The organism is Enterobacter chengduensis (genome assembly GCF_001984825.2).
Lineage (GTDB): Bacteria > Pseudomonadota > Gammaproteobacteria > Enterobacterales > Enterobacteriaceae > Enterobacter > Enterobacter chengduensis.
On sequence record NZ_CP043318.1, the window covers coordinates 369,474 to 381,957 of the forward strand.

At 58.4% G+C, this 12,484-nt stretch carries 11 protein-coding genes and 1 pseudogene; 4 read left to right on the plus strand and 8 right to left on the minus strand.

What is annotated here, in order from left to right; genetic code table 11:
* The 8 genes from lpxO to FY206_RS01775 form a co-directional block, all read right to left on the minus strand.
* The gene (lpxO, locus tag FY206_RS01740) at positions 1 to 909 is read right to left on the minus strand and encodes a lipid A hydroxylase LpxO (protein WP_032644726.1); all 909 of its coding nucleotides are present in this window, start codon (positions 907 to 909) and stop codon (positions 1 to 3) included.
* 143 nt (positions 910 to 1,052) lie between these two features.
* Positions 1,053 to 2,057 (minus strand): carbohydrate kinase family protein, encoded by a 1,005-nt coding sequence (locus FY206_RS01745; protein WP_032644727.1) that lies wholly within the window; start codon positions 2,055 to 2,057, stop codon positions 1,053 to 1,055.
* Positions 2,057 to 2,917 carry a ketose 1,6-bisphosphate aldolase gene (locus FY206_RS01750; protein ID WP_032644728.1) on the minus strand — a complete coding sequence of 287 codons (861 nt, stop codon included), beginning with the start codon at positions 2,915 to 2,917 and terminating at the stop codon, positions 2,057 to 2,059. The genes FY206_RS01745 and FY206_RS01750 overlap by 1 nt, the downstream gene beginning before the upstream one ends.
* 10 nt (positions 2,918 to 2,927) lie before the next feature.
* Entirely contained in the window at positions 2,928 to 3,614 is a 687-nt protein-coding gene (locus tag FY206_RS01755) for a D-lyxose/D-mannose isomerase (protein ID WP_032644729.1), read from the minus strand.
* A gap of 81 nt (positions 3,615 to 3,695) precedes the next feature.
* On the minus strand, positions 3,696 to 4,631 hold the full coding sequence (locus FY206_RS01760; protein ID WP_032638800.1) for an IS110 family RNA-guided transposase: 936 nt from the start codon (positions 4,629 to 4,631) through the stop codon (positions 3,696 to 3,698).
* Between the two features lie 225 nt (positions 4,632 to 4,856).
* A complete protein-coding gene (locus FY206_RS01765) occupies positions 4,857 to 5,798 on the minus strand; it encodes an ABC transporter substrate-binding protein (protein ID WP_032644730.1) in 942 nt (313 codons plus the stop codon).
* 32 nt (positions 5,799 to 5,830) lie between these two features.
* On the minus strand, positions 5,831 to 6,826 hold the full coding sequence (locus FY206_RS01770) for an ABC transporter permease subunit (RefSeq protein ID WP_032644731.1): 996 nt from the start codon (positions 6,824 to 6,826) through the stop codon (positions 5,831 to 5,833).
* 2 nt (positions 6,827 to 6,828) lie between these two features.
* Entirely contained in the window at positions 6,829 to 8,343 is a 1,515-nt protein-coding gene (locus FY206_RS01775; protein WP_032644732.1) for a sugar ABC transporter ATP-binding protein, read from the minus strand.
* A gap of 220 nt (positions 8,344 to 8,563) precedes the next feature.
* On the opposite strand from FY206_RS01775, the gene FY206_RS01780 reads away from it, so the two are divergent.
* The 4 genes and pseudogenes from FY206_RS01780 (at position 8,564) to FY206_RS01790 (ending at position 12,449) form a co-directional block, all read left to right on the plus strand.
* Positions 8,564 to 10,837, plus strand: a complete 2,274-nt coding sequence (locus FY206_RS01780; protein ID WP_077064533.1) for an ATP-binding protein — start codon at positions 8,564 to 8,566, stop codon at positions 10,835 to 10,837.
* A 105-nt stretch (positions 10,838 to 10,942) separates the two neighbouring features.
* Complete coding sequence (locus tag FY206_RS25240) at positions 10,943 to 11,248, plus strand: hypothetical protein (RefSeq protein ID WP_032644734.1); 306 nt, start codon at positions 10,943 to 10,945, stop codon at positions 11,246 to 11,248.
* Positions 11,249 to 11,298: 50 nt separating this feature from the next.
* A pseudogene (locus tag FY206_RS01785) lies at positions 11,299 to 11,667 on the plus strand (DUF2345 domain-containing protein); the annotation flags it as partial.
* On the plus strand, positions 11,649 to 12,449 hold the full coding sequence (locus FY206_RS01790) for a DUF4123 domain-containing protein (RefSeq protein WP_032644735.1): 801 nt from the start codon (positions 11,649 to 11,651) through the stop codon (positions 12,447 to 12,449). The pseudogene FY206_RS01785 and the gene FY206_RS01790, both read left to right, overlap by 19 nt.
* Positions 12,450 to 12,484 lie beyond the last annotated feature (35 nt).

Below are 12,484 nucleotides of genomic sequence, written 5' to 3' on the forward strand. Positions count from 1 at the left end.
TTACGTTATTGCCGGAACAAGAAGGGCGGCAAAAATGGCGCTGATGCACAGGTACTTGAGGGCGTAATAGGCTTTACGATTCCGTTTTTTAAGACGTTGTCCGCGTTCGCGGCCCGCATGAACATATTTAAAAATGCGGTTAATGCCGCCGGTGCGGTCATTATCGTCATTCGGTGAGCTGGCCGCAGACATCAGCGTGGTGCCCACCCAATGGTTAACCGCCTGCGCCCAGCGCCACTTCATCGGACGCTCGATATCACAGAAAAGAATAATGCGCGTCCGATCGGTTTTATTTTCCGCCCAGTGGACGTAGGTCTCATCAAAAATGACCGCCTCGCCATCGCGCCAGCTATGACGCTGCTGGTCAACTTCAATAAAGCAGCGATCGTCATTCGGGGTAGATAAGCCCAGGTGATAGCGCACCGAGCCCGCATAGGGATCGCGATGCTTGCCCAGCTTTGCCCCCGCAGGCAGTTCGGCAAACATGGCCGCCTTCACGCAAGGAATTTGACTCACCAGCCGCGTGGTCACCGGGCAAAGCGCTTGCGCAGAGGGGTGAGCGTCGGCGTACCATTTCAGATAAAAACGCTTCCAGCCGCGTTTAAAAAAGGTGTTAAAGCCAGCGTCGTTATTATTTTGCGCCGCCTTTATATGATCCTGTAAACGCACCGCCTCTTCACGAATAACCTGCCAGTTTTCCGTCAGCGTGTTTAATTCGGGGAAACGCTCTGTCTCAAAGAAAGGCTGCCTGGCGGGCAGGGAAGAGAACGCCGTCATAAACATATTGATGGGTGCCATGAACGTCGAATGGTCGAACAACTGACGAGACAGCGTCTGTTTTTCTTTGCCGCGTGAATGCGCGTAAATAACGCTAATAATGAAAATACCGATGATGATGGCTGCGAACATTTTTCCCTTGTCCTCTTTCTATCTCATTTCGGAAAAGCGTGCGGACAGAGTGCTGCCCACGCCGAATATGCCAGATGGAGAGAGTGTAGTTCGGGAATGCAAAATTCATAGAACTGTAATGAAAAATCGCAATTTTTGTTAAATTAAGTGCCTTCTCGAATAAAAGCCTCCAGCTCGGCCAGCGTTTTTGCGCCGTCAATCGCGTTGGCGGCCAGCAGGCTTGCCCGCGCGCAGGCGTGCGCCAGATAAATGCTTTCCGTGAGCGGCAGCGACTCATGGCAGCCGTATAAAAAGCCCGCGCAAAAGGCATCGCCCGCGCCGACGCTGCCGATGATCTCTTCCTGCTCCAGCATCCATGACGGGATCCAGCGGCCCTCTTCACCGCGTGCTTCTCCCCATGCGCCTTCCGGACAGTGGATCACCACCCGCTGGCGTACGCCGGCCGCCAGCAGCCGCGCCGCGGCGTCGGCGATATGGGCAACGTGCGGGACGTCGTTTTCGTCACGCATCGTCAGGCCGCTAAACTCACCGGCCTCCAGCTCGTTAATCACCAGATAGTCGAGATGGCGCAGGGCAGGGAGCACCAGCGGCTGATAGCGCGGGTCGCCCTTGCGGGAAACCAGATCGAGCGACGTTTCATACCCCTGGTCGCGCATCTGCGCCAGCAGCCGCGCGCTGCGGGTGCCGAACTCATCGTCGGGCATGTCCAGGCTGTCGAGCAGCAGCAGATAGCCGAGGTGAAAGATCTTCATCGATCCGTCCAGGCGATCGAAGGCGGGAAGATCCAGCAGGCGGTTCGCGCCCGGGGAGTGGAAAAAGGTGCGCTGTCCGCTGGGATCGGTCATCACCTGCGACATGGAGGTTGGCGCAAAGGTGGTACGCTGTACGCGCTGGCGGTTGACGTGGTACTGGTCGAGCATCGCCAGAATGTAGTCCCCGTCGCCGTCTTCGCCAATCAGCCCTACCGCCTGCAGCGGCAGGCCAACGTGCATTTTCGCCAGCGTCAGCAGGACGTTGAGCGGCGCGCCGCCGGTTGACCGTTCGCTGCGGGTGATTTCCGCCAGCCAGCCGCGCTCCGGCCACTGCACGATCTGGTGGACGTGGTCCACCAGCATATTACCAGCGGCGATGATGCCTTTACGTTCCATTATGCCTGCCCCGCGCTGCCGAAGATGCGCATCTGTTCGGCGACCGTATCCGCAATCGCCTCTTCTATCCCCAGCAGCAGCTCGGCAAACTCATCGTAAAGCGGCTGGCGTTTTGCCATCCGCTGCTCCACGGCGGCAAGCGCGGCCTGCGACATCCCAGTATAGAAATTGATTTTATGAATACCCAGCTCGATGGCGCGGCGGAAGTCGGCATCGCTAATCCCGGAGCCGCCGTGTAAAACCAGCGGCAGCCCCGTCTGCTGGCGAATGGCGTCCAGACGCGGGAAATCGAGCTTCGGCTCGCCTTTATACTTGCCGTGTGCGTTGCCGATGGCGACCGCCAGCGCGTCAATGCCGGTTGAATCGACAAATTCGCGCGCGAGCTGCGGGTCGGTAAAGCAGGCTTCATCCGCATGGCCGTAAAGCGCGCCGCCTTCATCGCCCCCGACCGCGCCCAGCTCCGCCTCCACCGACACGCCCACCGCGTGGCACATCTTCACCACCTCCCGCGTCTGGCGGATGTTCTCCTCGTAGCTCAGCGTCGAGCCGTCGAACATCACGGAGCTGAACCCCAGGCGCAGGGCGCGCACCACGGCGTCAAAATGCAGGCCGTGGTCGAGGTTGAGCACCACGGGAATAGCGTGACGGGCGGCCTCGAACTTGACCGCTTCGACAAGCGAATCCAGGGACACGTACTTAAAATGCACTTCGGCGATGTTGATAATAAACGGCGAGCGCTCCTGCTTTGCGGCGGCGAACAGCGCGCGCAGGAAGTGGGAATCAAGGACGTTAAACGCGCCCAGCGCATAGCGGTGCTGTCTGGCGTGTGCCAGACCGTCGGCAAGAGAAATCAATGGCATCATTCACCCCTTAAATCCGAAACAGGTTGTACTCGTTGCACAGCACCAGCACGGCCGGTTCGTCCTCTTCGATGTTGTTATAGCGGGCAACGGGCTGCAAAAAGCGGTTGTCGTGCTCATCGTCATTCACCGATGACACCTCCCCAACCAGCACGTCGCCGAAGCCGCGTTCGCCCCAGAAACTGTGGTAAAGGCCGGGCGTCAGGCAGATGCTTTCCCCTGGCGTGAGGCGAAGCTGGCTGCCGGGCGCGTGAGTCTGACGGCAGCCGTCGACGGTAACCGTCACGTCGGTGTTTTCCGTCTCTTCATGCGCCCCGGCATTCCATAACTCAATGATAAGGTTCCCGCCGCCCCGGTTGATGATGTCTTCCCGCTTGCGCCAGTGAAAATGCATCGGCGTGACCTGGCCGTCGCGCACGTGCATGATTTTTTCGGCATAGCCTTTTTCATACGGCACGCCGTTGGGCGAGCCGTTGCGCAGGGTAAACAGCGTCAGCCCCTCGGCGGCAAAATGATTGCCGCCGAACGCGGTCACGTCCCAGCCGAGCTTGAGGTCGAACACTTCCTGCCATGCGGCCTGGTCAAGCTGCTGCCATTTCGTTGGCGGAAAGCTGGCAAAGGGCGGGAGATGCACGTCGTGCATGGAAAAAAACTGCCGCGTGTGGCCGAGGATCTCGTTAATGTCGGAGCGTTTCATGGGGACTCCTTGAAAACAGTTCCCTCTCCCTGTGGGAGAGGGTTAGGGTGAGCAGCTGTGTTTAAAGTCAACAGCTGACGACTAAGCTGCCGCCCATTTTTTATTGTCCCGCACCATCGCATTCAGGATTGTTACCAGCTTTCTGACGCAGGCTGTCATCGCCACTTTAAAGGCTTTTCCCTTGCTTCTCAGTTTCTCAAAAAAAGCCTGTATGGTTGGGTTATAACGCACCGCTGACATTGCCGCCATGTACAGCGCTGCACGCACCGCACTTCGTCCTCCCCAGATACATCGTTTTCCTTTCATCTTTCCGCTGTCATGGGCATAAGGACACACGCCTACCAGTGCGCTGATTTTACGTCTGTTAAGTTGTCCCAGCTCCGGCAGCATCGACAGCAGAACCGCCAGCGTTGTCCGTCCTATACCCTTGACTTCTTCCAGCAGCTTCACTTTCTCCTGCCATAGCGGCATCACTTTTATCTGCTGGTCGATGTCGTCATCCGTGTCCTTTATCTCTGCGTTAAGCCAGTCAATATGCCGTTTGATACCCATCCGGATAAGCTCATCAGTGCAGGAGCCGTAGCGGTTCTGCTCCATGGTTCTGTTGTCCACCAACTGGCGGCGGCGGGATACCATCATGGCGAGACGCTGCGTCTGTTCGTCCGGAGCGGGTCTGATATCCGGTGTCATCCTGCGGCCAAACTCGCAGATGATGCGGGCATCGTTCGGGTCTGTCTTGAACAGCGTCCCGAGAGCGCGGGCGAAGTGTTTGACCTGAGCAGGATTAACGACGGCGACAGGCAGCCCGGCAAGTTCAAGCGTGGCAGCAAGCAGGTTGTGGTAGCGCCCCGTGGCTTCCATCACGATGCGTGTAACGGTACGGGATGAAAGGGCGTCGAGGAGTAGCTGATGGCCCTGAGGGGTATTATCCAGATGAAGAAAAATCCCGTCAGGACTGATAAATACATCAAAGGTCTCTTTGGCGATATCGATGCCAACGTTGGTATGTTCAGTCATGTTCGAGTCTCCCGGCCTTGTAATATACGGGCTGGCACAGGCCGCCCAGGCAGCTGTTCGGGTTAACAGGAAAACTGATGCCACGCCATGAGCTCACCCGCGGGCTTGGAAACCCAGAGGGCTAACGGGCTGTGGCATCAGGTCAAACTCAGTGACAGTTTACCCGTCTGTTGACGGGTAACTGAAGTGACTTTAAACATACAAGGGCATCAGGCCGCAGCGAGATTACTTAACCGTCCACCCCTTATACGTGCCGACGTTCTTTTTATCGATCATCGTCACCGGGATCAGCACCGGTTCTTTCGGCGCCGGTTTGCCCTGCAGAATGTCATAGCCGATCTCTACCGCCTTCGCCGCCATCACCTGCGGATCCTGCGCCGGGGTTGCCACAAACAGCGAGTTTTCGCGCTTCAGCGCTTCCTCACCGTCCGGGCTGCCATCCACGCCGACGATAAAGAACTCGTTGCGCTGCGCCTGTTTCGCCGCCAGATCGGCGCCGATCGCGGTCGGATCGTTAATCGCAAACACGCCGTCGATCTTCGGATTGGCCGCCAGCAGGGAGGTCATCACTTCCAGACCGCCTTCACGGCTGCCCTTGGCGTTCTGGTTATCCGAGAGCACCTTGATATCCGGATGTTTTTTGAATTCCGTCTGGCAACCTTCCACGCGGTTTTGCACCGCTGAGACCGGCGGTCCGTTGATGATCACCACGTTGCCTTTGCCTTTCAGGCGATCGGTAATGTACTTACAGGCCATTTCGCCCGCCTGGGTGTTATCGGAGGTAATGGTGGCGTCAGCCCCTTCCGCCGCGACGTCAACCGCCACGACCACGATCCCGGCGTCCTTCGCGCGCTTCACCGCCGGGCCGATCCCTTTGGAGTCCGCGGCGTTGAGGATGATCATGTCCACTTTCGCGGCGATGAAGTTGTCGATCTGCGCCACCTGCTGGCCCAGATCGTAACCGCTGGAGACCAGCGTCACCTTAACGTTATCGCCCGCCAGCTTGCGCGCTTCCAGCTCGGCACCTTTGGTGATCTGCACGAAGAACGGGTTAGCCAGGTCGCCCACCGTCACGCCGATGGCCTTCAGATCTTTTGCCTGCGCAAACGGCGTTGCTGCAAGCAGTGCGCCAGCACAGAGCGCGGTTACTAACGGTTTCAAACGCATAGTGTTTTCCTCGAAGCTGTAGGGTTTTGTTGTTATGCACTTTGATGGTGTCGGGTACGGTATTTGTCGATCAGCACCGCTATGATGATCACCGCCCCTTTGATCACCAGCTGCCAGAAGTAGGAGACGCCCATCAGCGTCATGCCGTTGTTGAGGGTGGCGATGATAAGTGCGCCGACCAGCGTGCCGGTGATCGTGCCGATCCCGCCGACGAAGCTGGTGCCGCCGAGGATCACCGCCGCAATCGCGTCCAGCTCGTAGCCCGTGCCGAGGTTGCCGTTGGCGCTGTAGAGGCGCGAGGCGCTCATGACGCCGCCGAGGCCGGAGAGCAGCCCGCTCATGCCGTAGACAAACAGCAGCACCAGCCAGACCTTAATGCCCGTTAAGCGTGCCGCCTGCATGTTGCCGCCCACCGCATAGATGTGTACGCCGAGGGTGGTGCGCCGCAGGATGAACCAGCACACCGCGATTACGGCGAGGGCGATAACCACCAGCCAGGGAATCGGGCCGAGATAGTTATTGCCGATCCACTCGAAGCTGATGTTGGAGTTAATGACCGTCGTGCCGTCGGCCAGCAGGTAGGCCGCACCGCGCAGCGCCGTGTAGGTGCCGAGCGTGACGATAAAGGGCGGCAGCCCGGCAAAGGCCACCAGCGCGCCGTTAAACAGGCCCAGCACCATGCCGAGCATCAGCGCGGCCGGGATGGAGAGCATGGCGAACTCCGGAATAAGCGACACCACCATCGCCGCCACTGCCGTGGTGCCCAGAATCGAGCCGACGGAGAGGTCAATCCCGCCGGTTAAGATGATGAAGGTCATCCCCGCCGCCAGCACGATGTTGATCGACGCCTGACGGGTGATGTTAAGCAGGTTGCTCTCGGTAAAGAAGTTGGGGGCGATAAAGCCAAATACCGCCACAATCAGGATAAGAATCGGCAAAATGCCGACCGTTTGCATCAGATCGCTCATCAGCATTTTTTTTGCGGAGGCGGATTTCGCCACCTGCTGCGGACTGGTTGAATGCGTCATGGTTACACCGCCTGATGATGAGAGTCGTTTACGCCGGTTGCCAGCGTCATGATGTTTTCCTGAGAGATGTCGCGCCCGCGGAGTTCACCCGCGATGCTGCCTTCGCGCATCACGTAGACCCGGTCGCTCATGCCCACCACTTCCGGCAGCTCGCTGGAGATCATTAGAATCGCCACCCCTTTACGCGCCATCTGGTTCATGATGCGGTAAATCTCGCTTTTCGCCCCGACGTCCACGCCGCGCGTCGGTTCGTCGAGAATAAGAATGCGCGGGCCAATCGCCACCCAGCGCGAGATCAGCAGCTTTTGCTGATTGCCGCCGGACAGCCCGCCCGCGCGCACCTGCGAATGCGGTACGCGGATGTTGAGCAGGGCAATCGCGTCATCGGAAATCGACTGCGCTTTTTTGCGGTTCAGCATGCCGAAGGTAGCGTCGCGCTCCAGCGTCGCCATGGTGATGTTCTCCTGCGCCGCCAGCTCCAGAAACAGCCCCTGCTCCTTGCGGTTCTCGGTGAGAAAACCGATGCCGTTTTCGATGGCCGCGCGCGGGGAGTGGATCACTACCGGCTCGCCGTCGACCTCAATCATGCCGCCGGTGGCTTTACGCACGCCGAAGATGAGCTGCGCCAGCTCGGAGCGTCCGGCCCCGACCAGGCCCGCCAGGCCGACAATTTCGCCGGAACGCACCTGCAGGCTGCACGGCTGCACTTTTTTACCGTCGGTGAGGTGATGCACGTTGAGGCGCGGGCTGCCGAGGGGGATATCACGCTCCTTGTTGAACAGGTCGCTCAACGGGCGGCCCACCATCATTTTCACCAGCTCGGAGGCGTTGAGCCTGTCGCGCGTCAGGCTGCCGACGTACTGCCCGTCGCGCAGAACGCTGACGCGGCCAGAGAGTTCATACACTTCCGCCATGCGGTGGCTGATATAGATGATTGCCATCCCTTCATCGCGCAGGCGCAAAATCAGTTCAAACAGGCGGTGCGTTTCCCGCGAGGAGAGGGCGGCGGTGGGTTCATCCATCACCAGAATGCGGCTATTGCGGTGCAGCGCGCGGGCGATTTCCACCTGCTGCTGCTCGGCGATGGTCAGCTTCATCACTAAATCGGTGGCGCTGAACTGCGCGCCGAGGCGGTCAATTACGGCCTGCGCCTGAGTAGCCATCTCTTTGCGCTTTACCATCCCGCCGCGCGACAGCTCGCTGCCGAGGAACATATTCTCGGCTACGGTCAGATTGGGCGCGAGCTGCATCTCCTGATAAATCAGGGTGATGCCTGCGGCCAGGGCGTCTTTCGGCCCTTTAATGTGAAACGGCTGGCCGTCAATCAGGATCTCGCCGCTGGTGGCGGTATAGGCACCCGCGAGGATTTTCATCAGCGTGCTTTTTCCCGCGCCGTTTTCGCCCATCAGCGCGTGGATCTCACCGGGAAAAACCGTCAAATCTACACCCTTGAGCGCGTGGAAGCTGCCAAACGTTTTGGCAATGCCGCGCATTTCTAATACGGGGGTTCTGCTCATGGCGGATCTCCTGTGAATGCCGATTTCTGCACTTCATCACAGGTGCGTAAATGCAAAATGTCAGAAGCTGTTCATATTTGTCATAGTGATGAATAGCTAAGGTGGATCACATTTTACCCTCACCCCGGCCCTCTCCCTGGAAGGGAGAGGGAGCAAATCATCCCCTCGCCCCTTTGGAGAGAGGGTGAGGGGACACCAAACCGCACAGGAGCCCAAACTCATGCCATCACGCCCCCCGTTTTTCGCCAGCGCCCGTGGCCGCCTGCTGATGTTCAATCTGCTGGTTGTTGCGGTCACGCTGATGGTGAGCGGCGTGGCGGTGCTCGGCTTTCGGCACGCCAGCCAGATCCAGGAGCAGGTGCAGCAGCAAACGCTGGATGACATGACCGGCAGCATGAACCTGGCGCGCGATACGGCAAACGTGGCGACGGCGGCGGTGCGGCTTTCGCAGGTCGTCGGGGCGCTGGAGTACAAAGGTGAAGCCGAGCGCCTGAAGCAGACGCAAATGGCCCTGCGCCGCTCGCTGGAACAGCTTGCGGATGCCCCGCTGGCGCAGCAGGAACCGGCCCTGGTAGCGCGGATTATTCAACGAAGCAATGAGCTCCAGCAGAGCGTGACGGAGATGCTGGAGCGCGGACAGCGACGCCACCTGGAGCGGAACGCGCTGCTGAGCGCGCTGTACCAAAGCCAGAGCTACCTGCGCCATCTGCAGGACATCAACCGCCGCTATGGCAGTAACGTGCCGGATGCGCGGCAGCTAATGGAGATGGACCGGCTGATCGCCGCCGCCATCGATACCCCTTCGCCGCGCGCGACCGTTCAGCAGCTGGACGCGGTGGCCGCAATGCTGCCCCAAAATGCCGAACTGCCGGTCGTGAAGGGGGTACTGCCTGATTTTAATGCCGAGCTAGGCAAGCTCGCCCCGCTGTCGAAGCAGCTGGAAGAGAGCGATCTGGCAATAAGCTGGTATATGTTCCACATCAAGGCGCTGGTGGCGATCCTCAACAGCGACATCAATCAGTACGTCGAGCAGGTGGCGCAGGCCTCCCGCCAGCGTACAGCCCAGAGCCACCACGAGCTGCAGTCCATCAGCGTGTTTATCAGCGTCTTCGCCGTGCTGGCGCTGATCATCACCGGGTGCGCCTGCTGGTATATCTACCGCAATCTGGCCTCCAACCTGACGGCGATTTCCCGGGCCATGTCGCGCCTTGCCCACGGCGAGCAGGATGTTTCCGTTCCCGCCCTGCAGCGGCGCGATGAGCTGGGCGAGCTGGCGCGCGCGTTTAACGTTTTTGCCCGCAATACCGCCTCGCTTGAGCACACCACGCGGCTGCTGAAAGAGAAAACCACACAGATGGAGATCGACCGCGTTGAGCGTCAGGGGCTGGAAGAGGCGCTGCTGCACAGCCAGAAAATGAAGGCGGTTGGACAGCTAACCGGCGGCCTGGCGCATGATTTTAACAACCTGCTGGCGGTGATCATCGGCAGTCTTGAGCTCACCGATCCTGAATCAAAAGACGCGCCGCGCATCGGCAGGGCGCTGAAGGCGGCCGAGCGTGGTGCTTTACTGACCCAGCGACTGCTGGCGTTTTCCCGCAAGCAATCCCTGACGCCGCATGCGGTAGAGATGCTGCCGCTGCTGGAGAACCTCCGGGAACTGCTGCGCCACTCCCTGCCCGCCACCCTGACCCTGGATATTGAAGCGCAAACCCCTGCCTGGCCCGCATGGATAGACGTCGGCCAGCTGGAAAACGCCATCATCAACCTGGTGATGAACGCGCGTGATGCGATGGAAGGGCAAAGCGGGGTGATTAAAATTCGCACCTGGAATCAGCGCGTCACCCGCAGCGACGGGCGCAGGCAGGATATGGTGGCGCTGGAAGTGATTGATCGCGGCAGCGGCATGTCGCAGGAGATTAAATCCCGGGTCTTTGAACCGTTCTTCACCACCAAGCAGACCGGGAGCGGGAGCGGGTTAGGGCTGTCGATGGTCTACGGCTTTGTCCGCCAGTCCGGTGGTCGCGTAGAGATTGAAAGCGCGCCGGGGCAGGGCACCACCGTCCGGCTTCATCTGCCGCGCTCCGTGCTGCCCGCCGCGGCAGAGGATGAAGCGCTGTCAGCAACCGCCTCCGTCGATAGCGAGCGCCTGGTGCTGGAAGATGAGGCGGACGTTCGTCAGACCCTGTGCGAACAGCTGCACCAGCTTGGCTACCTGACGCTGGAAGCGGACAACGGCGAGCAGGCGCTGAGCATGCTGGCGGCGTCGCCGGATATTGGCATGTTTATCAGCGACCTGATGCTGCCGGGAAGCCTGGGCGGGGCCGAGGTGATTAACCACGTGCGCAGCCATTATCCGCAGCTTCCGGTGCTGCTCATCAGCGGCCAGGATTTACGGCCCGCGCATAATCCTCAGCTGCCGGACTTTCAGCTACTGCGCAAGCCGTTTACCCGCGCGCAGCTGGCGCAGGCGCTGCGCAAGGTGACGGTAATTTGAGATTTCTTAGTGATTTTCAGAATTTAACCTCTATTTCAGCCATTTACAGCACACTCTCTCCATGCAAACATCCTGATTAACCTTAATTTAAATCAGGTCTTTGTTATGGATAACTGGCTGGCGCTTTTCGACGGACAGACCCGCTATTTTCTGGATATCAACGACAGCCAGGTAAAGCCGGACGTTCTGCGCTTTAGCGGCAGGGAAGCACTGAGCGAGCCGTTTAAGTGGGATATTGAGTTCACTACGCCGCAGGGCAACATCGTCCCGGAAGACGTGCTGATGAAGTATGCTTCCGTCCGGCTGAAATCTCGTGCCCTGAAATCTACGGCACCCTGCCTGCCCGCGTTGAGAGCCGGGAGAAGAATGTCATTCACGCGCATCTGGATGAGCAGGGGCGCTACCGGGTGAAGCCGGAGTTTGACCGCGAAGGAACAGAGCAGGGCTTTGGGTATCTGTGGCTGAGGCTGAAGGCCAGCGAAGGTCCTGTGGAGGTGCAGGCGAAGAATGCAAATATGCGGTTGTTTGCAGAGAGAAAGCTGACGCTGAGCTCGGCGAGTGACATATCCTTTGCCGGTAAAAAACGCATCACGCTGATTGGTGGCGGGAGCTACCTGCGGCTGGAGGCGGGGAAAATTGAGTACGGCACGATGGCGGCGTATCTGCGCCGGGTGAAGCGGACGATGGCGGCGGGTGCGGCCACCATGCAGTTATTCATTCCGCTTCTCCCGGGCCAGTATTCGCCACTGAATGTGAGTGCCTCCTCAATGCCATCAAAGCCAACGACGCTATCGTTCAGGGAGCGTAGACAATGGATGTTACAAAAATGATGCAGGTGCTACCTGAATCAACTCACACTCATATCTTTATGTTGCTGGAAGGCGGTGCGCGAACACAGGACGCTTTTCAGGCTTTTTATAACGAACATGCGTCGGCTTTGTATTCGCTTTATCTCTATCCGCACCTTGCTGAATTCAGAAACTATGGCCCTTGGTTGTTCGCATTAAAAAATAAGGAGACGCAACATCGTTATATTGATTCCACCCCGGGTTTAACCGCTGTTATCGCCTCTTCACGCTCAGGAGGCGCTTTAGCCGTTCAGCTTTCTGCTGCATGTACAATTATTTCGCCCAATGGGGCCGCGGCTTTAGTGCGTTTTTATACGCGGGATGTGATGAGTTTGCTGGCGAGTCGTAACGACCGTGAATGGCACAGTGTGTTATTTAGAGGGGTTTCACAGTGGTGGGCACCTGAAGAAAATGGATGGCATCCTGTAGATATACCACCTTCACTGGTAATAAATGAGAGAGACAGCGCCATACGGCTGAATAAAGAAGAATGGCAATATCTCGCGGATGAACCGGTTGTCACCAGTTTATTAACAGCTTGGAAAAAGTTGCCGTCAAGCCAGCATTTTTCCCCTTGCGTACAAAGGAATATGGTCAAAAAAGCGCTGAAAAAAGCCTGCGAAGGGAAAATGAAAGCAGGCACAGAGCAAAAGCTGTATGCCCTTTTTTATCTTGATGGCGGTAAAATAACACTGGCGTCAGGGACGATGCAATCTGCATTAGAAAATGTGGCTCTGGGGAAAGTCTCGCTGGAGCAGGTTTAAAAAAATGACGTTCAACATCAGGGATGAAAATACAT

Coding starts and splice junctions, on each gene's coding strand:
- FY206_RS01775 (WP_032644732.1), bottom strand. CDS start 8,343: ATGAGCAGAACCCCCGTATTAGAAATGCGCGGCATTGCCAAAACGTTT.
- FY206_RS01755 (WP_032644729.1), bottom strand. CDS start 3,614: ATGAAACGCTCCGACATTAACGAGATCCTCGGCCACACGCGGCAGTTT.
- FY206_RS01765 (WP_032644730.1), bottom strand. CDS start 5,798: ATGCGTTTGAAACCGTTAGTAACCGCGCTCTGTGCTGGCGCACTGCTT.
- FY206_RS01750 (WP_032644728.1), bottom strand. CDS start 2,917: ATGCCATTGATTTCTCTTGCCGACGGTCTGGCACACGCCAGACAGCAC.
- FY206_RS01790 (WP_032644735.1), top strand. CDS start 11,649: ATGGATGTTACAAAAATGATGCAGGTGCTACCTGAATCAACTCACACT.
- FY206_RS01745 (WP_032644727.1), bottom strand. CDS start 2,057: ATGGAACGTAAAGGCATCATCGCCGCTGGTAATATGCTGGTGGACCAC.
- lpxO (WP_032644726.1), bottom strand. CDS start 909: ATGTTCGCAGCCATCATCATCGGTATTTTCATTATTAGCGTTATTTAC.
- FY206_RS25240 (WP_032644734.1), top strand. CDS start 10,943: ATGGATAACTGGCTGGCGCTTTTCGACGGACAGACCCGCTATTTTCTG.
- FY206_RS01760 (WP_032638800.1), bottom strand. CDS start 4,631: ATGACTGAACATACCAACGTTGGCATCGATATCGCCAAAGAGACCTTT.
- FY206_RS01780 (WP_077064533.1), top strand. CDS start 8,564: ATGCCATCACGCCCCCCGTTTTTCGCCAGCGCCCGTGGCCGCCTGCTG.
- FY206_RS01770 (WP_032644731.1), bottom strand. CDS start 6,826: ATGACGCATTCAACCAGTCCGCAGCAGGTGGCGAAATCCGCCTCCGCA.